General features: G+C 34.9%; 25 protein-coding genes, 1 tRNA gene and 3 pseudogenes. 16 read left to right on the top strand and 13 right to left on the bottom strand.

Annotation, left to right across the window (positions count from 1 at the left end):
• Positions 1 to 60: 60 nt before the first annotated feature.
• Positions 61 to 603, bottom strand: coding sequence for a site-specific integrase (locus tag D2K60_RS07990; protein ID WP_117170361.1), 543 nt, complete (start codon positions 601 to 603; stop codon positions 61 to 63).
• Positions 604 to 1214: 611 nt separating this feature from the next.
• On the opposite strand from D2K60_RS07990, the gene D2K60_RS07985 reads away from it, so the two are divergent.
• Both D2K60_RS07985 and D2K60_RS20885 read left to right on the top strand, forming a co-directional pair.
• Entirely contained in the window at positions 1215 to 1682 is a 468-nt protein-coding gene (locus tag D2K60_RS07985; protein ID WP_117169481.1) for a GNAT family N-acetyltransferase, read from the top strand.
• Positions 1683 to 2038: 356 nt separating this feature from the next.
• A pseudogene (locus D2K60_RS20885) lies at positions 2039 to 2143 on the top strand (HAD family hydrolase); the annotation flags it as partial.
• Between the two features lie 93 nt (positions 2144 to 2236).
• Here the strand turns inward: D2K60_RS20885 and D2K60_RS21285 are convergent.
• A pseudogene (locus D2K60_RS21285) lies at positions 2237 to 2431 on the bottom strand (HAD family hydrolase); the annotation flags it as partial.
• Between the two features lie 366 nt (positions 2432 to 2797).
• On the opposite strand from D2K60_RS21285, the gene D2K60_RS07970 reads away from it, so the two are divergent.
• On the top strand, positions 2798 to 3604 hold the full coding sequence (locus tag D2K60_RS07970; protein WP_117169480.1) for a YitT family protein: 807 nt from the start codon (positions 2798 to 2800) through the stop codon (positions 3602 to 3604).
• 60 nt (positions 3605 to 3664) lie between these two features.
• Here the strand turns inward: D2K60_RS07970 and D2K60_RS07965 are convergent, their stop codons facing one another.
• The 3 genes from D2K60_RS07965 to D2K60_RS07955 form a co-directional block, all read right to left on the bottom strand.
• Positions 3665 to 4555, bottom strand: coding sequence for a vanadium-dependent haloperoxidase (locus D2K60_RS07965; protein WP_117169479.1), 891 nt, complete (start codon positions 4553 to 4555; stop codon positions 3665 to 3667).
• A 137-nt stretch (positions 4556 to 4692) separates the two neighbouring features.
• Complete coding sequence (locus D2K60_RS07960) at positions 4693 to 5157, bottom strand: hypothetical protein (RefSeq protein ID WP_117169478.1); 465 nt, start codon at positions 5155 to 5157, stop codon at positions 4693 to 4695.
• Positions 5158 to 5193: 36 nt separating this feature from the next.
• Positions 5194 to 5754, bottom strand: coding sequence for a C40 family peptidase (locus D2K60_RS07955; RefSeq protein WP_117169477.1), 561 nt, complete (start codon positions 5752 to 5754; stop codon positions 5194 to 5196).
• 106 nt (positions 5755 to 5860) lie between these two features.
• On the opposite strand from D2K60_RS07955, the gene D2K60_RS07950 reads away from it, so the two are divergent.
• The 4 genes from D2K60_RS07950 (at position 5861) to D2K60_RS07935 (ending at position 8224) form a co-directional block, all read left to right on the top strand.
• The gene (locus D2K60_RS07950; protein WP_117169476.1) at positions 5861 to 6769 is read left to right on the top strand and encodes a phosphatidate cytidylyltransferase; all 909 of its coding nucleotides are present in this window, start codon (positions 5861 to 5863) and stop codon (positions 6767 to 6769) included.
• Between the two features lie 90 nt (positions 6770 to 6859).
• Positions 6860 to 7201 (top strand): hypothetical protein, encoded by a 342-nt coding sequence (locus D2K60_RS07945; RefSeq protein WP_117169475.1) that lies wholly within the window; start codon positions 6860 to 6862, stop codon positions 7199 to 7201.
• A gap of 233 nt (positions 7202 to 7434) precedes the next feature.
• Positions 7435 to 7536, top strand: a complete 102-nt coding sequence (locus D2K60_RS07940) for a YjcZ family sporulation protein (protein ID WP_117169474.1) — start codon at positions 7435 to 7437, stop codon at positions 7534 to 7536.
• A gap of 286 nt (positions 7537 to 7822) precedes the next feature.
• The gene (locus D2K60_RS07935; RefSeq protein ID WP_240335278.1) at positions 7823 to 8224 is read left to right on the top strand and encodes a hypothetical protein; all 402 of its coding nucleotides are present in this window, start codon (positions 7823 to 7825) and stop codon (positions 8222 to 8224) included.
• A gap of 49 nt (positions 8225 to 8273) precedes the next feature.
• Here D2K60_RS07935 and D2K60_RS07930 read toward each other — a convergent pair whose 3' ends face one another.
• From D2K60_RS07930 to D2K60_RS07900, 7 genes are all read right to left on the bottom strand, one after another.
• A complete protein-coding gene (locus D2K60_RS07930) occupies positions 8274 to 8867 on the bottom strand; it encodes a polysaccharide deacetylase family protein (protein WP_117169473.1) in 594 nt (197 codons plus the stop codon).
• Positions 8868 to 8924: 57 nt separating this feature from the next.
• Positions 8925 to 9689: a phosphonate ABC transporter ATP-binding protein gene (gene phnC / locus D2K60_RS07925; RefSeq protein ID WP_117169472.1), complete on the bottom strand. Its 765-nt coding sequence runs from the start codon at positions 9687 to 9689 to the stop codon at positions 8925 to 8927.
• 48 nt (positions 9690 to 9737) lie between these two features.
• The gene (gene phnE, locus D2K60_RS07920) at positions 9738 to 10493 is read right to left on the bottom strand and encodes a phosphonate ABC transporter, permease protein PhnE (protein WP_117169471.1); all 756 of its coding nucleotides are present in this window, start codon (positions 10491 to 10493) and stop codon (positions 9738 to 9740) included.
• A gap of 11 nt (positions 10494 to 10504) precedes the next feature.
• A complete protein-coding gene (gene phnD, locus D2K60_RS07915) occupies positions 10505 to 11398 on the bottom strand; it encodes a phosphate/phosphite/phosphonate ABC transporter substrate-binding protein (protein ID WP_117169470.1) in 894 nt (297 codons plus the stop codon).
• A gap of 12 nt (positions 11399 to 11410) precedes the next feature.
• The gene (locus D2K60_RS07910; protein ID WP_117169469.1) at positions 11411 to 12322 is read right to left on the bottom strand and encodes an NAD-dependent epimerase/dehydratase family protein; all 912 of its coding nucleotides are present in this window, start codon (positions 12320 to 12322) and stop codon (positions 11411 to 11413) included.
• 86 nt (positions 12323 to 12408) lie between these two features.
• Positions 12409 to 13461, bottom strand: coding sequence for a selenide, water dikinase SelD (selD, locus tag D2K60_RS07905; RefSeq protein WP_205418592.1), 1053 nt, complete (start codon positions 13459 to 13461; stop codon positions 12409 to 12411).
• A gap of 38 nt (positions 13462 to 13499) precedes the next feature.
• Positions 13500 to 14495 carry a glycosyltransferase family 4 protein gene (locus D2K60_RS07900; RefSeq protein WP_205418591.1) on the bottom strand — a complete coding sequence of 332 codons (996 nt, stop codon included), beginning with the start codon at positions 14493 to 14495 and terminating at the stop codon, positions 13500 to 13502.
• Positions 14496 to 14754: 259 nt separating this feature from the next.
• Here D2K60_RS07900 and D2K60_RS07895 point away from each other — a divergent pair, with 259 nt between their 5' ends.
• The 6 genes from D2K60_RS07895 to D2K60_RS07870 all read left to right on the top strand — a co-directional run bounded on the left by D2K60_RS07895 (position 14755) and on the right by D2K60_RS07870 (position 18626).
• Complete coding sequence (locus tag D2K60_RS07895; protein WP_420818812.1) at positions 14755 to 15057, top strand: rhodanese-like domain-containing protein; 303 nt, start codon at positions 14755 to 14757, stop codon at positions 15055 to 15057.
• A 15-nt stretch (positions 15058 to 15072) separates the two neighbouring features.
• Positions 15073 to 15738, top strand: a complete 666-nt coding sequence (locus tag D2K60_RS07890) for a class I SAM-dependent methyltransferase (protein ID WP_117169466.1) — start codon at positions 15073 to 15075, stop codon at positions 15736 to 15738.
• 211 nt (positions 15739 to 15949) lie between these two features.
• Positions 15950 to 16609, top strand: a complete 660-nt coding sequence (locus D2K60_RS07885) for a hypothetical protein (protein WP_117169465.1) — start codon at positions 15950 to 15952, stop codon at positions 16607 to 16609.
• Positions 16606 to 17349, top strand: coding sequence for a cytochrome c biogenesis CcdA family protein (locus tag D2K60_RS07880; RefSeq protein ID WP_117169464.1), 744 nt, complete (start codon positions 16606 to 16608; stop codon positions 17347 to 17349). The genes D2K60_RS07885 and D2K60_RS07880 overlap by 4 nt, the downstream gene beginning before the upstream one ends.
• Positions 17350 to 17361: 12 nt before the next feature.
• Positions 17362 to 17907 carry a peroxiredoxin family protein gene (locus D2K60_RS07875; protein ID WP_117169463.1) on the top strand — a complete coding sequence of 182 codons (546 nt, stop codon included), beginning with the start codon at positions 17362 to 17364 and terminating at the stop codon, positions 17905 to 17907.
• 140 nt (positions 17908 to 18047) lie between these two features.
• Positions 18048 to 18626: a cupin domain-containing protein gene (locus D2K60_RS07870; protein WP_117169462.1), complete on the top strand. Its 579-nt coding sequence runs from the start codon at positions 18048 to 18050 to the stop codon at positions 18624 to 18626.
• 126 nt (positions 18627 to 18752) lie between these two features.
• Here the strand turns inward: D2K60_RS07870 and D2K60_RS20635 are convergent.
• Positions 18753 to 18849, bottom strand: a tRNA-Sec gene (locus tag D2K60_RS20635).
• A 162-nt stretch (positions 18850 to 19011) separates the two neighbouring features.
• Here D2K60_RS20635 and selB point away from each other — a divergent pair.
• The 3 genes and pseudogenes from selB (at position 19012) to selA (ending at position 22736) form a co-directional block, all read left to right on the top strand.
• Positions 19012 to 20892: a selenocysteine-specific translation elongation factor gene (gene selB, locus D2K60_RS07865; RefSeq protein WP_117170359.1), complete on the top strand. Its 1881-nt coding sequence runs from the start codon at positions 19012 to 19014 to the stop codon at positions 20890 to 20892.
• Between the two features lie 135 nt (positions 20893 to 21027).
• Positions 21028 to 21213 (top strand): annotated as a pseudogene (locus tag D2K60_RS21200) (Rdx family protein); the annotation flags it as partial.
• 113 nt (positions 21214 to 21326) lie between these two features.
• A complete protein-coding gene (gene selA / locus D2K60_RS07855) occupies positions 21327 to 22736 on the top strand; it encodes an L-seryl-tRNA(Sec) selenium transferase (protein ID WP_117169460.1) in 1410 nt (469 codons plus the stop codon).
• Positions 22737 to 22755: the final 19 nt, after the last annotated feature.

Below are 22755 nucleotides of genomic sequence, written 5' to 3'. Positions count from 1 at the left end.
TTTACTTTTAATTAGTAGTGACATTCATCACGGACGATGGATGTCGCTACTTTTTAGTTATTATAAACTAAAGTGTTCAAGGCTCTTATCGACAATATCTTGATTTATTCCAATATATCGAAGTGTGATATCTGGTGAGGAGTGGTTAAAGATATCTTGTAATAGTGCCACGTTTTTATTAATTGTATAATGCCAAAATCCAAATGTTTTACGCATACTGTGTGTTCCAAAATCTTCAATTCCAACATTACTCGCTGCTTGACTTAATACCTTATAGGCTTGAACTCTTTTTAAAGGCAAATCCGTTTTCTTAGAAGGAAATAAATAATCTTCATCACTTAATTCAATCGTGTAATCTGAAATGATATTTCTTAATTCAATATTAATAAGAAATCGTTTATTTTTCCTCGTTTTTGTTTCCTTCATAACAATATGCGATTTCCCTCGGACATCTTGAACACGCAATGGAAGGAGGTCACTAATTCGCAGTCCAGTGTTAAGACCCATTACTAATAGAAAATAATTGCGATACGATGTGTTTAATAATGCTGTTTTCATCATCTCAATTTGATGTTTATCTCTGATTGGTTGGACAGTTTGCATGCCCTTACTGATTAATGCATGGTAATCCGATTTGACTGACTGGATTCTTCTTGGATCTCTTAGTTTTGTTTTATTCAAATCTTCTATTTTTTTAGTAAGTTCATAGTCACCATATTTTTTTAATAGATAGATATATTCGCCTTCTGTTAAATTGACATATGTTGCATATGCTATTTTTTCGATATAAATAACCCCCTAATTAACCCCATGCAGAGAGAGGCTCACAGATGAAATTATCTCATCGGTCACGACCAACTGCATGACTAATTCTCTTAAAATGCGATTCTGCGTTAAAGGTACAAGTGTTCCTATTTATAAGCAGAATACCATTAAGTGTATTTTGAAATAGCCGTTTTACTAATTATGTATGAACGTTAAACTTCAATATGTATTATACCATTATTTGATAAAAAGCGATATAATGAATTTAACCTTGATTCGACTTGTTTTCACAAATTTTCATAATGAAACATAATACATATTATGTTTCATTGAATAATTTTACAGTAAAAAAATAAGCAATATTACTATTAATCTACTAAAAAAAGGATACGCATGTTAAGATTTAATAGTATTTGGTAATATTGCTAAGTAAATGGAGGTAGCCTAATTTGTTGATACGAAATATTGAATCTGAAGACTTTGAAAAAATAACGCCTATTTTACGTGATTGGTGGGGAGGAAGGGATATGTCTCTTCCGAAGCTATTCTTTGACCATTTTCAGAATACAAGTTTTGTCATGGAGGATAACAATAAAATAATAGGATTTCTAATTGGATTTTTATCTCAATCTCAGGATGGCGAAGCATATATTCATTTTGTTGGGATAGAACCAACTTTCAGAAATAAAGGGATAGCCAATAGTCTTTATAATTTATTCTTTGAAGAGGTCCAAAAACAGAATGTACATAAGATAAAGTGCATCACTTCAATTGTAAATAAAAAATCGATTGCTTTTCATACAAGGATGGGATTTGATATTGTACCAGGAGATAATTTAATTGATGGTATCAGCGTTCATTCGGATCATGGTGGAGAGGGTGTGGATAGAGTATTATTTTTTAAAGAGATAAAGTGATTTTTAAGAAACCACGTCGTTACTACAATAAGCAACAGAAACTGCATATCAACAACTTCTGGTTCCGCTAGACCAACTGTTAGTTATGGCGTATTTTTAAAAAGTAAAGGTCAGGATAGATCACTTACTTTATTTGAACATTTTATTACCATCATGACATCTTAATTTGAAAGGAAGCGGATCTAGCAATAATATGGAAAGAGGTAGAAGTAGTGAATAAATTTTATAAGGTGCTAAAATATGTTAATGACAGATGGGTATTTACTTTAATAATGTGAATATATACTTGCTCTATATACGCAACAGTTTAGTGGTAAGATTCGATTAACTAATTGGGTATTAGAAAGGATTTTAATATGGATAAATATAAAGTGATCTTATTTGATTTAGACGGAACGCTGTCAGACCCCAAGGTAGGAATAACTAAATCAGTTCAATATACGTTACATAAAATGGATATTGATTAGCCTGATATTATTGGAAGTCAATGTTATCAAATCGTTCTAAAATGATTTTAAGCAACTGGTCATTATCCATCACATCACCTCATTAGTAAAACCTCGTTCTTTTAACGATTTTAATAGAATGGCAATGTTAGAATATAACTCATTCTCAAACATCCCCTTTTCCTTAAACCTCTCCCTATAATAATTTATTGCTTTTTGTGTATGCTCCTCATCAAAATTGTAATATTCGGCAAACGACACTTGTAATGGAGGACCAATAAAACATTCTAGTTTATCACAATCAAGTTTTAAGCAGACTTGATCGTATAGATAAAAGTCAGCAAGATGATAGTAAAGGAACATTACATGTAACCTACAGTATCTAGTGTGATGTTGATTATTTAAGCGAGAAAACAGGTATACATGATATGAAAATAAATAATTTTTAGAATTGAATCCAGTCTTAACAAAAAGGCTGGGTTTACTTTTACCTGATAATGTACGTCTAATTCCAACCAAGTGTTTCATTTTAATACGGTCTCAAATATTTTGAATTTAGCGTGAATGGCCTATTCTATTGACATCACCTATGTGCTTTTGCTACCTTTGTCCTAGTTAATAAAATGTGCTTCTTTAGATATAGAAGTAAGTTGCAGAAGGTTGGTGTTTATGAAACACGGTATAGTTGTTGCAGGCTCGCTAATTGTGGCATTTGCATTTAATTTCTTTCTTGTACCATACGGAATCTTGAGTAGTGGAATAAGTGGTATCGCTATTTTACTTGGGTTACTCACACCATTTAGTATCGGAATTATTAATTTAATTCTGAATTTGCCTTTACTTTATTTAGGCTACAGGAAACTCGGAAAAGTAATTACGATTAATACAATCACTTGTGTTGTTTCGTTATCTATCTTCTTGTACGTTATACCAGTCATACCCGTAGCGGAGAATGTTTTGTTATCCAGTATATTTGGAGGGGTTATTGGTGGTCTTGGTATAGGTCTTATTTTAAAGTACTCCGGTACATCTGGTGGGCTAGATATCATCGCGATAATTATATCTAGAACAAGTAATATAAGTGTAGGTATGTTACTCACAGGAATGAATGGCATTATTGTACTTATTTCTGGTGCTGTTTTTGATTGGAATATTGCGTTGTACACGATGTTATCAATATTTATCACTGGAAAAGTAATTGATACAATTCACACGAATCATATCAAATTAACGATGCAAATTGTTACTACCAAAGGAGAAGTGATTCGCCAAGATTTGATCGAATCAATTTATCGAGGAATAACGATTATGGATGGTTATGGCGGTTACACACAAGAAAAGAAACAAATTTTAATGATGGTCGTGACACGTTATGAAACAATGCAGATTAAATCAATTGTGCGCAAATATGATTCAAAGGCATTTATTAATATTTACGAAACTGTAGAAGTAGATGGAGAATTTGCGCGAAACTAAGCTAATGGAAATGCCTTGCGCTATAATTTTATAGTGCAAGGCATTGTTAATATACAAGTATTATATGAAAAGAAATGGTTTCGGTGCATGTGTATTATGATCCGCATGCCTCGTTGTTTTCTTGTCAATTAATAGAGAAGGACATTCTTTTTGAAAATCATACGGAATAAATTGTTGATATTCTTTTGGAAAAATCGCCGCATCGCGGAAGGATCTGTATGGCATATCAATTAGATCCGAATTAGTATTTTGCGCTTCTAAATGGTTGACAATTGTTTCGCCAATATATCTCCCCAGAACAAGTCCTTGATCATTGTCAGACGGAAAATGGACACCAGCATATAAACGACCACGCGCATTATCTTCAGCAATTTTCGTTAATTTCTTTGCTTCCTTAGGAAAGAAATAACTGAGCACAACTTCACAACATCCTGCCATCGTAGCATGACCAGACGGATATGTTGGGAAATTCGGCGTACACAACAATGTTCTTAACGTTTGGTCATATTGATTTGGTCTAGCTACATCCCATTTGTACTTTAGATCCCACACCAGAATCATCGTATCGTTTATTGCACCGTGCACTGAAGCAAGTACTCTTGTGGCATGCAATGGAGAAACATTATACGTATCAATTAATTTATCAATTACAGGTGTCCATTGTTTAGTGGGGACACCTGTTCCGTAGTAGGTACCTATCTTATTTTGCCCAGGCGTTAAGTTATCCAATGTTTTTATGACTACATGCAGTTCTTTGTCAAAATCAATTTCAGTAGGTGCTGTTAGAGGTAAATCTAACTTCTTACCTTCTGTATTTAGGAAATGACCATCTTTATCTCGCTTTAAAAAGACAAGCGGCCAAGAACCAGCTAAAGGCGTGTCTGAATAACGCGGAGGATTACTTTCCCCAGCATAAGGTAATTCTGACCACCGTAAATAATTTATCTTCATATTCGTTCACCACCATATTTTTAATATAGTGTATTTGAAAAAGGAGTATGTGAGTGGGCTTTTGATGTTTTAACAATAACGTGGTAGAAATTTAACTTTGATTAAATATGTTAACGGCACAGAAGTCATTTACTAAATTAATAATGAAAACTTAGTTGTTTATACGTATGCCAACTGTTAACAAAATGCCCAACAGCAAGTAAAATAACTGCAAGTACTAGGTAGGTTGATTGGCTCCATAAAGACACAAAGAAAAATGCGAAAACTGGAAAAACCGCCATAGGAATTGGTATTAATACTATAGGTTTATATAGTAGTTTAAAATCATGTCCTTTTACGACATATCTGATCCATAAGCCATAATAAAAGAGAATACAAAGCCCAAACAAGACAAACAGACTATCAATATTAATAGATTGATAGTTTTCTTTTGACATTACCAAAATAAAGATACAAGACACCTGACCAACTCGTTCCAATAAAGTAAACAGGAATCCAGCATCGGATTTGGAAAGTTTGTTAGTAGGAGGGAAGATAAGAATTAATAAATTGGGAACAAGTATTAAAACTGCAAGTAACAATCCAGTTAGTGAAAACCCCATATTTCTCTCCTTTGTTTCGTTATTTACAAGATAATTTTATTTATCAGAAATTTGTTGCTTAATCGGTTCAAATTCAAATAACTTTCCTTCATAGATAAGCTCTAAACGATCATTTTTCCGAAAATCATCTGGCGTCACTAAAGCAGCAAGTTTATCCCAAAGTTTAATTCCAGAACGATTAAGAACCTCCGCAACAAATTGAGAACAAAAATAGGAATTACTGAACTCAACCGCTTCGTTAACAGATATCCCCATTAAACCAAGAAAATTATAAAGAAATTTATCATTATTTCGAATAAAGACATTCAAAATTCTGTTCATCTTTTTCTTTTCCCGTTCTGTAACAGCAAGTTTATAAATCACACATGTCGTATCTTTGTACTTACTATATGTACCGGTAAAAATATCTTCTTTAACAAAACCACCATTTAATGGGTTGGTTGGCTTTTTTCGTCCAAAGCTGTACATTTGCTTCAATTCTGGATCAAATGAAAGGGAAGCATGATTATAAGGTGCTTTCGTGTATTTTTTAATTATGTTAGAAAATAATGTTCCTGTATCGGAGAGCATAATATAAACATAGCGATCTGAAGTCATTTTAATTCCTTCTTTTCATAAAATTATTCTTTATTCTTCAATTATATAGTATTCTAGTTAAATACATACAGTATTTTAGCATAATTCAACTTAAGGGTGATAAAAAATGACAGAGGTATTATGGACTTTATCTATTATTTTCATAGGATTAGTATCGGCGACTATTATATTATCAATTATTAAAAAGAAAGAAAGGAATAAAGACTTTTCTAGTATTTTCAACCGTTTAAAAACGTGGTGGGGAATGTTTGCTGTCTTTTTTGTAGCAACATTGTTTGGTCCAATCGTTTCTCTATTTGCAATTATGTTTCTTTGTTTCTTTTCATTAAAAGAGTATTTCTCCATGATAAAAACAAGGAAGTCTGATCGTCGCATATTTTTGTGGGCTTATTTAACAATTCCTATGCAGTTTTATTGGATATATATTGGTTGGTACGGTATGTTTATCGTGTTCATACCCGTATATGTCTTTCTGTTTTTACCTTTACCACGCATTATTGGGAAAGGTACATTCGGTTTCTTACGATCAGTTAGCTTGACGCAATGGGGCTTAATGCTAATGGTATTCGGTTTGAGTCATCTAGCTTATTTCCAATTCGTTTCACCAGAATATGGATCTAATTTAGTCCTATTCTTAATTGTATTGACACAGTTAAATGATGTTGTTCACTTTCTAATTTCTCTCTATATTGGTCGCAAAAAAATTGTACCCTCAGCTAATCCATACATCACATGGGAAGGGTTCATTGGAGCGTTAATTATCACGACAAGTATATCTTACTTTCTCTATCCATTTCTAACTCCATTTGATCTAACATTCGGTATCCTGTCCGGGCTAATTATAGGAATTGCTGGATTCGTCGGAAGTTTAACAATTTCTGTTCTAAAACGAGATTTGTTAATAGGAGATAAAGTGAAATTAGATAAAATCATCTACTTGAATCGAGTAGACAGCTTAGCGTATACTTCACCAATATTTTTTCATATCATTCGGTACTTTTTTGATTTCATGTAGAAATAAAAGCATGATCTCATACAAATAAATTCAAAATCATTAAATATCGAACATGTTTTAAACGAAGTTAAATAAAATAAATAGAAGGGGGTGGGGAAGCTGATTAATAAAAAAACGTTAATCGTTCTTCTTCTCTTACTATTTGTACTTTTTGTTGGTATTCCGTTAGGTGTTAGCCTGTATTATGGAAATATACCATTTTATAATAATGATACTCTAGAAGCTAATGATATTTTAGTATCGAATGATGAAAACATTAATGAAAGTGAATTAACTTTTATTAAAAATAATACATACACATGGGAAGAAATAAAAACGTATGTTGTCAGAAATCGAATGACGTTTTCTCACGTATTTAGAAATACAGTAATATTAATTAGTGTTGCTATTGTGGCAGTTATGCTGGATAGATTTCTTTTTAGAAGGTCCTAAAAAAGGTACATGTTCTATACTATAATTCTACTAGGCGATATCATTAATTTGAAAACAATTAGAGAGAGCCTTAAAAGCTAGTGAACCTATATACACAAAGGGATAAGCAAGACTTCTAACTATGTAAATGTTTATAAAAAAAGCGCTTTAACTTATATTTTTGTTACAAATACCCTTTCACATTTTAATGATACTGCATATAGTATCTTGAAACGTGAAAAGGAGGGAAAACAATGTCTGCAGGATATAGTTATGGTGGCGGTTTTGCATTAATCGTTGTACTGTTTATTTTGTTAATAATCATTGGAGCATCTTACGGCGGTTACGGATACTAAGGAATACTTTTTAAAAAGTGGCTGACTCAAAGTAGTATTAAAACTACTTTGAGCCAGCTTTTTTAATAAAATACGCTTCACATATTGTTCTAGCTTATTTTAATTTTTAAGATTAATCATGAGTAGACGATACCTTTTACTTAAATAAACAGAAATAAATATTGTTTATTTTAAGGATTTCTAAAAAATAGTAGTCTTGCCCAGTCCATTTTATTTAAGAGCCATAGGATATAGGGACAAAAGGAAATAGACTATCATCACAAGATGTGAAAAAAGGAGCGTTTATATGTACGGAATGAGAAGAGATGTACCTATGAATCACATACCAATGAATCAAGTACAACCTGACGAGAGGTTTGGACCAATTAGTCCTTTAGCAACAGGACTAATTGGAGCAGGATTAGGTTATTTAGGTGGCGAGTTATTTGATGGACCTGGACCAGGTTACGGTGCATATGGACCAGGATATGGTGGTTATGGCCCCGGTCCAGGATACGGCGGTTATAATCCAGGGTTTGGTATGAACAATCCTGGTTATGGCGCTAATTATTATGGTCCTGGATCTGGATATACACCTAGTTATAATCCTGGATATGGTGGAGGACCAGATTACGGTTCACAAGGATATAATCCAGGATACGGTCCGATGAATTATGGTAATTCCGGCAGAAAACCTGGTTTTTTTTAGATCACAAAAATAAAACTGATTTCCTCTTATAAGGAGGAAATCAGCTTTTTTAATCTAATAAACGGAAGGTGAATCCCTTTTCTTTTAACCTTGAGATGATGATCGGTAGCACCTCAACAGTTTGTTCTAATTCATGCAAAAGAATGATTGCACCATTTTCTACATGATCGATCACATTTGAAATGATTTGATCTGGATCATATTTTAATTCCCAATCAATAGAAGCAATACGCCACATTACTGTCTGCAGGCCTAGTTCGTCCGCAACACGAATTGTATCCGTATTATATTGACCAAAAGGAGGACGGAAATAACGAATCTTTTCACCTGTAATACGTTCCAAATCAGACGTGCTCGTTTTAATTTGCTTATACTGTTGATCATACGTCATATTCGCTAAATTAGGATGATTAATGGTATGTGTTCCAATACCATGTCCTTCATCAATTACACGCTGCCATGGCCTTTTTGGATAAAGGAGACGTGTTTGCCAAAAAAACATTGCAGGGACATCTTCCTTTTTTAATATATCCAGTATATTTGTTAGTACTTTACTAGGACCATCATCAAAGGATAAGACAACAGTTTTATTGTTAACAGTATGCACTTTTGTGATAATTTTTGGATGCTTAGAGTCGTACACGACCCTTGATTGATCGACTACTCACGGACTTGTTATCAACAAGATAATCAAACTCCTTTACTTCGTTAAGGCTAATTTGTTTGTTTCTGAATGATACGTATGATAGAAAGCTTCTTCATTAAATAGTGCAGGAGCGTCATCGAACACTATTTTGCCATCCTTTAATGCAATGATACGTGTTGCATATTGTCTAGCTAAATCAACATCATGTACATTAATAATAGTAAGTAACCCTAAACGTTCATGCATTTCTTGCATCAGATTAAATATATGGCTAGAAGTACCGGGATCAAGACTAGAGACAGGTTCATCACCAAGAAAGATAGCTGGTTCTTGCAATAACGCGCGGGCAATACCTACCCGCTGTTTTTGACCACCACTTAACTGTTCAATACGGCGATTAGTTTGGTCCGCAAGCCCTACATCTGCAATGATTTTTTTTGCCCGAGTTACTTCTTCATTTGTAAACCACCCAATTAAATTCTTAAAGGTAGAACGATAACCGAACAAACCAGTTAAAACATTCTGGATAACAGAGAGACGGGGGACCAAATTAAAATGTTGAAAAATCATTCCCATTTCTCTACGAACCGTTCTTAGTTGTTCTTCATTTAATTTTGAAATTTGTTGATCATTCCAGTGTACCTCACCAGTTGTCAGTTTTTGTAAACCATTAATACAACGGATAAATGTAGATTTACCTGAACCACTTTGGCCTAAGACACAAACGAATTCGCCTTTTTGAATAGATAAATTAATACCTGATATAGCATCTTGTTCGCCACCTGGATATCGAACAGAAAGATTCTTTAACTCTAACAATTTAATCGCCTCCTTTGTACATATGCTCTGGATGAAAGAAGTTATCTATTAAATGACCTTATTTCTTACATAACTGCCAAATAAGTCGACCATAACAACAATAACCATAATAATTAATACATCGAGTGAGACTGCAGAATATTGGAACGTTTTAAAGTCATTAAATAGACGTTGACCAATACCTCCACCACCAATAAAACCCAAGATTAGTGACGTACGGATCGCAACTTCAAATCGATAAAAATAATGCGATAATAGGTTTGGCCAAATTTGAGGTATTGTACTAAAAATGTAAGCAAACCCTTTTTTAGCACCAACAGCCTTTATTGCTTCTTGTGGTCCAGGATCTGATGATTCAATCAGTTCTGAAATCAATTTACCTAACACACCCACATTATGAAACATAATTGCTATTACAGCAGGGAATGGGCCAAGACCTAGGGCAGTCAATAAGATTAACCCAAATACAATTTCTGGTATCGAACGAGTAAAACTAAGTGCAAATCTTGAAAAATGATAGAGTGACTTAGATGGTGATGTATTCGATGCAGCAAAAAAGCTTATAGGTAATGCAATTAAGAGACCTAGAAAACTTCCTAAAAACGCCATCGCTAAAGTTTCCATACTATCCTGTAACATAAGGGGTAGCTTAGTAAAATCCATTGGGAACCATTGCGAAAGAAAATCAATCATATTTCGAAAATCTCTAAATTTTGTTAAATCAAATTCAGTTAGCCTCATGCTAATGTATAGGAATACCGTTAACAGAATAACTGTATAGATGTTTTTTTTCTTGAACCACACGTTAATCAACTCTATTCTTCAATAATACCTTGCTTAATTGCTGCTTGTTTTATGCTTTCGTAATCTTCATCAGTTGCTTCCGTAAATCCACTTGCACCAAAAGCATTTAAGATATCTTCATCTTCAATAGCATAAAAAGCTTCCTGTAATTTTTCAATTGTAGCTTGTTCTGTATTTTCATGAACAGCCCATGGATATTGAAACAATTCATCTGATTCCCAAATTATTTTAATTTGTTCTTCGTCAATTTTCCCGGCTTCAACAAGTTGATTATAGATTGCACTATCAATCGCTCCAGCATCCACTTGTTGATTTTGAACAGATAGCGCTGTTGCATCATGAGAACCGGTATAACGAACGGAATTAAATTTATGATCATCCTCAGACATATATACTTCGCGATCTTGTAATTCTATACTTGGTATTAAAGAACCTGAAGTGGAATTAGGATCTCCAAATGCAAAATCAACTTCAGCAGAATCCTCAAGTAATGCATCAAGTGAATCCCATTCATTATCGGTATGTGTAATGATATATGAATGATAAAATGGCTCGCCATCAATTAATTGTGTGATAATAGCTTGGGCACCGCTTTTTGCATTAGCAACAACATATGTTAACGGTCCGAAGTATGCCATATCAATTTTGTCATAATTCATTGCTTCGACTACACCGTTATAATCGGGATAAACTTCAATTTCAACATCTGTTTCTAAAGCTGTTGTTAACGTTTCTTGCAACTTATTCATTGCTGTATCCATTTCACCTTCTGTTTGAGCTGGAATAACACCAATTGTGAATGTTTCTTGTTCATCTAAATTTTGACTTTCTTCATTTTCTTCTCCACATGCTGCAAGTACAAGAATAAGTAAAAGAATGCTTATCGTTAAAACTACTTTCTTCATAAAAATTCACCTCTAAGTTATATTTTTTAATTCAGCTACCATAAGACGTAATCCTTCTTCTAAGGAATATGCGTTTTCCCAATCTAACTGTTCACGTGCTAATTCATTTGATAAGTAACTGTATGAAATATCTCCAATACGAGATGGAAGATATGTTGCATTGAGATTTTTTTCTAATATGATGTTTAACTTGTCGACTAATTCATTTAAAGTCGTTGGATGATTCGTGCTAATATTTACTATTTGTCTATAACCATGATCAATTGCTGCAATATTAGCTTGTGCAACATCTTGTACATAGATAAAATCACGTGACTGCTCACCATCACCAAAAATAGTAGGGGAGTGGTCGTTCGTTAATTTGTCTATAAATCTTGAAATTACATTTCCATCTAAAATGTTTAATGAGCCTGGTCCATAAACATTTGCATAGCGCAAGATCGTATAGTTCAAACCATGTAATGCTGCAAACGTTTCAATATAAGATTCAGCAGCGAGTTTCGATACACCATAAAATGAATTAGGCCTTTTAGGATGCTTTTCATCTATTGCTAGGTATGTAGGTTCGCCATAAATAGCTGCTGATGATGCATAAATTATCTTTTTTACGTTATGTTTGTTACAGTTTTCTAAGATATTTATTGTTCCTAATATATTTGAAGAAGCATCCAACTTCGGATCCACCACAGATTTTGATACATCAACCTGCGCTGCAAGATGGATGACAATATCAGGTTTTTCTTGTTCAAATATAGACGTAACATCAGTTGTAATATCAGCACAGTAATAGTGCACTTGTTTATCCAAAACAGCCGCTTCGACAGGTTCTAGATCAATAACCGAAACATGGTGTTTCTTTTCTAAAAGTTCACTTATGACATGACGGCCAATAAAACCGGCACCACCTGTAACCAAAACCCTCATTAGAATAATCCTTTCATATAAAGAAGGACTCAACAGAAGTAGAGTCCTTCTTTCATTTCAATTTAGTAAGTGAGCCATATATGTTTTTAAATAACAGTAATTTTACCTGGTTTATCACTTGTTACTTCACCAATAATGGCTGAAAAAACATTATTATCAAGAAATTTTTGTTGCAGAGAGTCTGCTTCAGATTCTGGAACTGAAATCAAAAGGCCACCAGACGTAACAGCATCACAAAGAATATATTGATCAACTTTACTGATATGGTCACCGTATTCAATACAATCAGCAAGCCATTTATGATTTTTCTTGGAACCGCCAGGAATAACGTCTTGTTCAGCTAGCTCACGTGTTTTTGATAATACTGGTACATCTTTATAATTTATCGTAATCCCAACATTACTACCTTCAGCAATTTCTCGTGTATGGCCAAGTAGGCCAAAACCAGTTACATCGGTACATGCGTTTACAGTATAGCCATCCATTGCCTCAGAAGCATATTTATTTAATGTCGCCATGACATCCATGACATCCTTAATTGTAGCATCATCTAGTAAACCATTTTTAAGGGCCGTAGTTAAAATCCCAACACCAATTGGTTTCGTTAATATAATACGATCACCTGGTTTAGCGCCAATATTTGCACGTATATGGTCGGGGTGAACGGTACCTGTTACAGATAAACCAAACTTAGGCTCATCATCATCAATTGAATGTCCACCGACCAATACAGCACCAGATTCGACTACCTTGTCAGAAGCACCAGCTAATATATCTGCTAAAATGCTTTTATCTAATGTATTAATTGGAAAGCCAACAATGTTCATGACTGTTAATGGTTTTCCTCCCATTGCATACACATCACTTAGTGCATTTGCTGCACCAATTTGTCCAAACATATAAGGATCATCAACAATTGGTGTAAAGAAATCCAGTGTTTGTACAAGGGCAGTATTTTCATTTATCTTATAGACACCTGCATCATCAGATGTATCTAAGCCAACAAGTAGATTCGGGTCAGCTACAGTTTTAGGTAAGTGTCGCAGAACCTGCGACAGGTCTTCAGGACCAATTTTGCATCCTCAGCCACCTTTCGTAGATAAAGATGTTAATTTAATAATTTCTTCTTTCTTTGACATGGTATCACTCCTCTAATCAAATATTCTCTGTTAACAAATCATTTTAATCGGGTTTTATATATACGTAACAAGCTTTCCACTTCATCATTACCTGAATGATGAGCTGAAATATAACTTTTAGCCTGATGCCCGATAGCTTGCCTTAAAGTTATATTATTCATTATTTGCGCTGCATAATCAAGAAATTGGCTTGACGAATCATATATAAAACCAGTTTCTTCATGCATTACAATACTAGCATTTCCCTCATTATTTGCTACTAAAACGGGTAAACCGTATCCCATTGCTTCTAGAATGGCTGAAGACTGGCCTTCAGAAACTGACGTGTTTAAAATACAATCCGCTTGCCTGTATATGGTTCCCATTTGATCATGTGGAACTTGTCCAAGATAACTTACCCATTCATTATTCTCTTCTACCAAACGTTTCACTTTTATACCTTCTGCCTCTTCAAGAATAGGACCGACTAGCCATAGTCGTATGTTTGTATACTTCTCGCGGAGTAACTTGAGCATCGTAATTGCTGCTGGTACATTTTTTATTTTTCTAATTCCAGCCGGTAAAACAAACAAAAAAGAACCGTCTTGTTTTTTATGAGGAATGCTCGCTTGTGTAAACGCACTTGTTCCTTGGGGAATCATAAACAATTTATCCATTATCTCTGGAATCTCCTTCTCAATTTTTTTTTTCCCTTCTTCATTAAATACATGAATTGCTTTTGCTTCCCGAAGACAAGTGATCACATCGTGGCGTGTATCATCGTCATAAAGATTATGATTTAAATCCGTACCTGTCATCGTAATCATGTATGCTTTTGGTTTTGTATCTAACTGTTGCATAAACGTGTAGAAACGATAGGCATGGAAACCATGGACGATATCCGCTTCAGGTAAACTTTTAATTAGCTGATTTTCTGTTGTTGAAATAATCTCTGTATTAATACCAAGCTTTTCTAATCCGTCCGCAATTCGTTGCACCGTTATCGTATTTCCACGCGGCTGATGAAAATTAGGTGTTGCTAATAAAACTTTCATATTCTTCATCCTTTAGTCAATTTGTTATTTTTTAGTTTAAAAGATGCTCTAAAATAATTACACCACAGACACGAAATATAAGATTATTTATTACTTTACGAATATGTATCAAGTATTTCCTATTACATTATATAAATGCTATGCCTTAATTACAATTAATTCATTCTAAATCAGAATCAATTGGTTGACTAAATACCATTAGGGGTATATGATAATTAATGTAATAACATTGATACGATCGGTTTTTTAAAATTTATAAATGAGAGGAGATATACTCTTGAAAAACATTTCAACAAGTGAATTAAAAAAGTTGTTAGCAGAAAATAGAGGGCTAAACATTATAGATGTACGTGAAGTAGCGGAAGTATCTTCGGGAATAATTCCAGGTGCTTTAAACATACCATTAGGATTATTAGAATTTCGCATGCATGAATTAGATAAGTCAAAGGAATATATTATGGTTTGTCAATCTGGTGGAAGAAGCGGTCGTGCATCACAATTTCTTGAAGGACGAGGATTCAACGTAATTAATATGACAGGTGGCATGCTTGATTGGGAGTAGAAAAACTAATTTTAAATGAACAATACAAAAGGTAACGGTGGTCTAACTAATTTGATTCACCGCATCCTTAATCCGAAAGGGGCAAAAAATAAGTTGACAAATAAGCGATTTAATCCAGAACATGCTGATAAATTAATGAGCGAAGAGCGGAAAGTGCAATTGCCACAGAGCAAAATAATAGACTATCTAAAATTAACTCCTACTGATAAAGTTGCAGATTTAGGAGCAGGTAATGGTTATTTCACTATTCCTATTGCGAGAAATACAACTAATACGGTATACGCTGTTGATATCGAACCAAAGATGCTTGATATGTTAAAAGAGAATACAACAAAGGAACGATTAGACAATATTGATTATGTTATAAGTGATTTAGAGGATATTCAATTACCTGATAACGCGGTAAATAAAGTACTTGTATCATTAGTTATTCATGAAGTAACAAATTTAGAAACGTCAATAAATGAAATAAAACGCATAATAAAGCCCGGTGGAGAATTGCTACTTATCGAGTGGAAAGCAATTGAAACAGAATCTGGTCCGCCTCTTGACGAACGCATTTCTTCCAATGGAATGATCAAATTCCTTAATACTGCTGGTTTTAGTGCCGAAGCGATTGACTTAAATGCAGTACATTATGCAATTAAGGCAGAACTGAATGAAGGAGAGATGGAATATTAAGTGAAAAGCTTATGGACCATGTTGTGACCGCCTCAAAAAATAGCGTTCCTGGCAGGAGCGGCATTTGTCATCTATTCATTACTAGAAAAGTTCTTTTAATGAAGTAGAATAAGGGGGATAGAGGTCTGTGACATACCTTTATCGTTCTTTTTCGTTGTCTTGTTTTAACATAGTATTAATAATCTTATAAAAAGAGGAGGAGGGATGTTTGATGCCATCTGCTTGGTTGATTGGACCTTTAGTTATTAAAAGTGAACTTGTAATACTATTAGCAAGTTTCATTGTCGGAATTATTTTTTTTCGTACTATTAGTTCCTACTCAAAAATTACCACAAAACAAAAGACAGATGAAGTGATCAACCTGCTAATTGTATTTGTCTTAGCTTTGTGGATTGGAAAGATTTTAACTAACTTTAGCACATTTATAACTGATCCAATCTCGATATTAGCCTATCCCAGTGACTCCGCAGCATTTTATATTGCGAATATTTTATCAGTGATTTATGTGCAAATAAAGACAAAGCGTGCATATCATCAAGTAATAGCGTTACTGTATGCCTTTTTAATTGTGTTTTTCACTGCTTCATTTACGTATGGTTTTATTCAACTGATAGCAGGAACAGCCGCATTTAGTTTACCGTACTTAGGTTTACTCTTATTATTACTAATACTATTCGTCTTGCAACAAGACAAGTTAGCTAAAGAAAAATTAGTATTAATTGGTTTGGTAACATGGAGTATTGGACAATGGCTTTTATCTATTTTTTCAGAGACAACAGTATTTCAATTTTATCTAAGTCATTGGTTTTATGGAGCTATTAGTTTAGCTGTTATTTTATTATGTATCTATAGAAAGAGGGTAAAAAAATGAATCCAGTTGCTGACATTACACTTTGGCTAGCATTAGGTGCAGGAACCCTGTCTTTTCTTTCGCCTTGTACACTGCCATTGTTCCCAGCTTATCTATCCTACATAACCGGAATGACTGTAAAAGAAATACAGGGATCACAAGAAATTAAAGTACGTAGAAAATTATTGATTCACGCAAGTCTATTTATACTAGGTGTATCGCTTATTTTCATAAGTTTGGGTGTAGGCGTATCGCTTCTTGGACAATGGGTGCAAGGCTTATTATCAGGTCAATCAGGTGTTTTTCTACAACGCATTGCTGGTCTTTTTATTATCATCATGGGTCTGTTTGTTGCCGGTCTAATTCAATGGAAAGGCCTTATGAAAGAACGACGTTTTCACTTTACTAAAAAACCGGTTGGCTATATAGGCACTGTTTTTGTAGGAATGGGGTTTGCTGCAGGCTGGACACCATGTATTGGTCCGATCTTTGCATCTATTCTTGTCATCGCTGGTAGTGATCCAACTATGGGGGCTGTCTATACCATTACGTATGTTATTGGTTTTGCGATTCCATTCTTCTTGTTGACTTTTTTCTTAGGTTCAACAAAATGGCTTGTTACATATAGTCAAAAAATAATGAAAATTGGTGGCGGGATTATGGTTGTTATGGGCCTCCTTCTATTTACAGGACAGTTAGCTCGAATTTCTAATATCTTATTACGATTCGTACAAGACAGTTGGTTCTCAAATTTAGGATAAGGAGGGGTGTAAATGAAAAAAGTGATCGTTATTGCCGTACTTGTAGGAATGTTCGGTTACGCCATTTTTGACTTACTTAAAGATGGTAAAGAAAAAAATCTTTCTACTATCGAAAATGAAACGTCGGATGCTAAAATCGGAATTGAGGTAGATAACATTGCACCTGATTTCCAACTCGAGACATTAGATGGAGAAACCGTAAAACTATCAGATTACAGAGGCCAAAGGGTCATGTTAAACTTCTGGGCGACTTGGTGCCCACCGTGCCGTGCAGAAATGCCAGATATGGAAGCATTTTATCAAGCAAATGACGTTGCAATAGTAGCAGTCAATTTAACAGAAACAGAAGCAAATCTAACTGATGTCAATGACTTTAAAGAAGATTTTAATTTATCATTCCCGATTTTTCTAGATGAAAAGAACGAGGTTGCAACAACATATCAAATACGTCCAATTCCTTCATCTTATATGATAGATTCCAAGGGTATCATTCGTTATAAAGCTTTGGGTGCATTAAATTACGAGATGATGGTAGCAGAGTTTGAAAAGATGCAATAGGGCCATATTGAGCTATGGAAAATCTTTCTTGACCTAGTGTAGTAAATGTGCGCTTTAATTAAATAAATGCGATCTAAGTGACGTACATTCCCGAACGACGTGCATAGGATAATTTTATCAACGTTGAAGGGATTGTAAGAATGTACTATATACCATATATGTATCCGGCTCACTATCCTTATTATGTGCAAGCACCGATGTATCATTTCGGAAGACAGTTTGTTCAGTCGGATTTTTCTAATCAGTTAAATCAGTGGAACAGAGTTGATAATATGCGTTATTCAAACGTAGACACGAATATACCTACAAAAGATTATGGACCACAACCATTTGTCATTAATATTAATGATGCAACGAAGACTAACAATACATTTCGCACAGCATTATGGACAGGATCACAGTTTCAAGTGACATTAATGAGTCTGGATGTAGGCGAAGATATTGGTTTAGAAATGCATGCTGATGTTGATCAATTCTTACGTGTTGAACAAGGCCAGGGAAATGTTCGGATGGGCAACACAAAAAACAATGTAACCTTTGAAGAAAATGTCTATGATGATTCTGCCATTATTATCCCTGCAGGCACGTGGCATAATCTCATCAATACAGGCACTATTCCACTAAAACTATATTCGATCTATGCTCCACCTAATCATCCATTTGGTACTGTTCATCCTACCAAAAGAGATGCAATGGCTGCAGAAGAAGGCAATGCTTAAAAGAAGAAGAAAAGACCAAATCAGATAATGATTTGGCCTTTTTTGTGATTATAAGCTAACAGTTTTTTTCTTATTAAGATATTCTAAAGATGTATTACTAAAGTGAAAAATAGTAGTATTATATTTTGGCGGAATTGTGTGGGAATCGAACCCACCGAGCCTGACACGCAGGCCCCTCAGGGTTTTGAAGACCCAGGAGGACACCAGTCACCCATCCAACCCCATTAGATATTAATATGAAGCTTGTATTAGTTTATAACGAAATTAGTCGAATCGCAAGTAAGGTGTTTGATGAAATTATATCATTTTAATCTATTATGCTTGATTCACCTGCAATCTATGATTAAAGTAGAGATATAAAGAACGGATGAAAGCAGGTTTAAAAATGGAAGAGTCATATTATACGATTGGCATGGCCGGGCATATTGACCACGGCAAAACAACGCTAACGAAAGCATTAACAAACGTCGATACAGATCGATTGAAAGAAGAAAAAGAACGCGGCATCTCGATTACTTTAGGTTATGCCCCGATACATACACAAGATGGTACGCACGTTTCAATTGTCGATGTACCTGGTCATGAACGTTTTATTCGTCAAATGATTGCTGGTGTTGCTGGTATTGATCTTGTCGTACTTGTTATTGCGGCAGACGAAGGTGTAATGCCACAAACAAGGGAACATATTGAGATATTAGAGTTTTTAGGTGTGAAACACGCTATTATTGCGGTAACAAAAATCGATCGTGTCGAAGCGGACATGTTAGAACTTGTCAGTTTAGATATAGCCGACAATCTTGAAGGAACTGCTTTTGAACATTCGGAAGTGTTTTATGTTGATAGTGTTTCAGGAAAAGGAATTGATCAGTTAAAAGATCAGATATTTAGGCAGGTTAATACGATAGAAAATCGCGATCGTTATGGTTCTTTTCGAATGCCGATTGATCAGGTTTTTACTGTCCAGGGACAAGGGACGATCATAAGAGGAACAATTTATGAAGGTATTGTTAAACAAGCAAGCCAATTAACTGTATTACCATCTAGAAAAAAAGTGCGCGCGCGAAATATTCAGGTACATAACAATGATGTAAAAGATGCAAGAGCTGGTCAACGAACAGCGATTAACCTTGGTGGAATAGATCGTGAAGAGATCCAACGTGGTGACGTTTTAGTAACTTCTGAACATTTTTTAGTCACGCAGACGATCGATGTTTCGATTCGATTTGTAAAAGCTATCCGGCACACATTAAAACAACGTGCACCTGTAAAGGTTCATATTGGTACTTCCGAAGTGATCGGTAAGATTGTCTTTTTTGATCGGAATGAGCTAACAGAAGAAACAGAAGAAGTGCTCTGTCAAATTCGATTAGATAATGAAGTAGTTGCTCGCAGGGGTGATCGTTTTATTTTAAGAAGACCAACTCCTGTAGAAACAATAGGTGGTGGTTGGGTGATTGATCCACTTGGTGAGAAATATCGTTTTGGTATTGAAACAATCGAGGTGCTTGAGAAAAAGAAACAAGGGTCGCCAGTGGATTTAATTGTTGATGCACTTTCACATGACGGTTTGTTGTCCCTTGATCAACTTATTCAACTGACTTCACTAGATAAAGAAGTAGTCGCGAAACTTGTAGAAAATGATCAATTTATTAGCTTATCCAGTAAAAAATATGCACGAAAAAAAGACGTCGAAATCATTAAGGATATGTTGGTAACCGAATTGAATCACTATCATCAAGCTTTTCCAATGCGTATCGGTATGAATAAAGCTGAATTAATCCAATTGGTACAAGCTCACTTTCCAAAGCAACTGGTCGTATATACGTTGGAAGAAGCAATAGCAGAGGGTATAATAAAAAAAGAAAGTCAATTTATTGCTGTGACAAGCTTTTTACCACACCTTCCCGAAAAATGGGCAAAACGGATGGTAGAAATTATTCAGACGGTTGCTGCTGATGGTCTGTCTGTACAAAAATGGGAAGACTACTTTATCGGCACACCTTTTTCACAAAAAGAAGTAGATGAATTAAAGAACTATTTGCTTCAGACAGAACAAGCCTATCAGTTAACAGCAGAGTTGCTTGTTGATAAAAAAGCTTTTGAGCTAGCAATTCATACGTTACAGCAACAAACAGGAGATTCTTTTAATTTAAAAGATGCAAAAGAAATCTGGCATGTCTCACGTAAATACCTTATTCCACTACTAGAGCTATTAGATCAATTAGATCTTACCAAACGTGGTGAAACGAAGCGTTATTGGATCTAATACATTCGAGCATAACTTTTTAGTTTTATCCCTATTATCGTTATAATAAGAAGATAGATACGAGTAAGAAGGAGGCAACCTCGAATGGATTATAAACTAGTTATTGAATTTTGCATGCAATGAAACTACGCACCTAAAGCCGCAAGTTTTGCGGAACAGTTATTTACCCATTATCGAACCGCAATCACATCATTAGAGTTAATCCCAAGCTCTGGTGGAGTCTTTGAGATTAGTGTGAATGGGAACAAGATCTATTCGAAACGAGAGACAGGCGAATATCCTGATCTGGCAGATATTATCGAAGAAATAGACAAACACTAACAAAAAAGCTACTGTTGATTAGGACTACACGTCAGATCAGCAGTAGCTTTAACTTTCCAATAAAAACATTTGCCTTTATACTAATAATGTACAGTCGAAGAGGAGGCGTTAAGATGAAGCATTTAGTAAGGGAATTGCCACCCGTGCATGCTTTTAAAAAAAGTGAGCAATTCATAAAGCTTATTGAAACAACCGGTTTAACTGAATCACGGGTTATTACAGTCATCCAACAGATAATAAGTGACTTGCGCGTGAAGCTTCTCACTGGTACTTCACCGATTGAAAACCCCTCAAAAGAAAACTTTTTCAACTACATCATTACCCGTACAGAGGAGAGTGTACACAAGCGACAAGAAGATTTTCTTACACCTGTTATTAATGGTACGGGTACTGTTTTACATACGAATTTAGGACGAGCACGATTAAGTGATGATGCGATTGCGCATGTAGTGGCTATTGCGGGAAGTTACTCGAACTTAGAGTACAACATAGATGAAGGAAAACGTGGATCACGCCATGATATTTTGGAAGAATTATTGATAGAAGTTACTGGTGCGGAAGCGGCGATGGTTGTGAACAATAATGCCGCAGCTGTTTATCTGATTTTACGGGCATTGGCCAAAGATAAAGAAGTGATTGTTTCCAGAGGACAGCTTGTAGAAATTGGCGGCTCATTTCGCATTTCTTCGATTATGGAGGAAAGTGGAGCTAATCTTGTCGAAGTTGGTACAACAAACAAGACGCATTTGTATGATTATCAAAATGCAATCAGTGAGAATACAGGTATGTTATTAAAAGTACATACAAGTAATTTTAAAATGATTGGTTTTACTGAGTCGGTTCAAACAGAGGCTTTAGTAACGCTTAAAAATCAACACGAGGGTCTAATTTTTTATGAGGATTTGGGAAGCGGATCTATATATGACTTTAGAAAAGATGGTATTGGCGAGGAGCCAGTTGTGAAAGAAGTGATTCAATCTGGCGTTGATCTCGTCTCTTTTAGCGGGGATAAATTACTAGGAGGACCGCAGGCTGGTATTATTGTTGGTAAAAAGGAACTAATTAACCGATTGAAAAAGCACCAATTAGCAAGAGTCCTTCGCGTTGATAAAATGACTTTTGCAGGACTTGAAAAAACACTACGCGATTATCTAACAAGTGAGGAAGCTACGCGAAAACTTCCTACAGTAAGAGATATTACAAAAACGTTAAGCGAGATTGAAAACCAGGCAAATGCGTTTATAACAGCGTTAACGGAAGTAGATACAGGATATCACTGTTATATTAAAGAATCGACCTCACAAATTGGTGGAGGGACGATGCCAGATGTCCAACTTCCAACATATGTGGTCTCGTTAACACATGCTACCTATTCAGAAAATGAATTGGCTGAAAAACTTAGACTTGGAACGCCAGCCATCATTACACGGATTCAAGAGGAACAGGTCATGATAGATTTTCGAACGATTTCTATAGAAGAAATGCCAGAGCTTATCCAGGCATTTATAGTAGCAGATAGGTGAAAATAGGAGAGGAGACTTA

Source organism: Paraliobacillus sediminis, from assembly GCF_003426055.1.
The sequence above is the reverse complement of the archived record's forward strand: the minus strand, read 5'-3'. Positions and strand labels throughout refer to the sequence as shown.

Bases quoted from the DNA above. Each gene is read 5' to 3' on its own strand.
- phnD (WP_117169470.1), bottom strand. From the start codon at position 11,398: ATGAAGAAAGTAGTTTTAACGATAAGCATTCTTTTACTTATTCTTGTA.
- D2K60_RS07935 (WP_240335278.1), top strand. From the start codon at position 7,823: ATGTACGGAATGAGAAGAGATGTACCTATGAATCACATACCAATGAAT.
- D2K60_RS07890 (WP_117169466.1), top strand. From the start codon at position 15,073: ATGAACAATACAAAAGGTAACGGTGGTCTAACTAATTTGATTCACCGC.
- D2K60_RS07910 (WP_117169469.1), bottom strand. From the start codon at position 12,322: ATGAGGGTTTTGGTTACAGGTGGTGCCGGTTTTATTGGCCGTCATGTC.
- D2K60_RS07940 (WP_117169474.1), top strand. From the start codon at position 7,435: ATGTCTGCAGGATATAGTTATGGTGGCGGTTTTGCATTAATCGTTGTA.
- D2K60_RS07870 (WP_117169462.1), top strand. From the start codon at position 18,048: ATGTACTATATACCATATATGTATCCGGCTCACTATCCTTATTATGTG.
- D2K60_RS07950 (WP_117169476.1), top strand. From the start codon at position 5,861: ATGACAGAGGTATTATGGACTTTATCTATTATTTTCATAGGATTAGTA.
- D2K60_RS07900 (WP_205418591.1), bottom strand. From the start codon at position 14,495: ATGAAAGTTTTATTAGCAACACCTAATTTTCATCAGCCGCGTGGAAAT.
- selA (WP_117169460.1), top strand. From the start codon at position 21,327: ATGAAGCATTTAGTAAGGGAATTGCCACCCGTGCATGCTTTTAAAAAA.
- D2K60_RS07970 (WP_117169480.1), top strand. From the start codon at position 2,798: ATGAAACACGGTATAGTTGTTGCAGGCTCGCTAATTGTGGCATTTGCA.
- D2K60_RS07880 (WP_117169464.1), top strand. From the start codon at position 16,606: ATGAATCCAGTTGCTGACATTACACTTTGGCTAGCATTAGGTGCAGGA.
- D2K60_RS07955 (WP_117169477.1), bottom strand. From the start codon at position 5,754: ATGACTTCAGATCGCTATGTTTATATTATGCTCTCCGATACAGGAACA.
- D2K60_RS07895 (WP_420818812.1), top strand. From the start codon at position 14,755: ATGAGAGGAGATATACTCTTGAAAAACATTTCAACAAGTGAATTAAAA.
- D2K60_RS07875 (WP_117169463.1), top strand. From the start codon at position 17,362: ATGAAAAAAGTGATCGTTATTGCCGTACTTGTAGGAATGTTCGGTTAC.
- selB (WP_117170359.1), top strand. From the start codon at position 19,012: ATGGAAGAGTCATATTATACGATTGGCATGGCCGGGCATATTGACCAC.
- D2K60_RS07885 (WP_117169465.1), top strand. From the start codon at position 15,950: ATGCCATCTGCTTGGTTGATTGGACCTTTAGTTATTAAAAGTGAACTT.
- D2K60_RS07990 (WP_117170361.1), bottom strand. From the start codon at position 603: ATGCAAACTGTCCAACCAATCAGAGATAAACATCAAATTGAGATGATG.
- D2K60_RS07965 (WP_117169479.1), bottom strand. From the start codon at position 4,555: ATGAAGATAAATTATTTACGGTGGTCAGAATTACCTTATGCTGGGGAA.
- D2K60_RS07960 (WP_117169478.1), bottom strand. From the start codon at position 5,157: ATGGGGTTTTCACTAACTGGATTGTTACTTGCAGTTTTAATACTTGTT.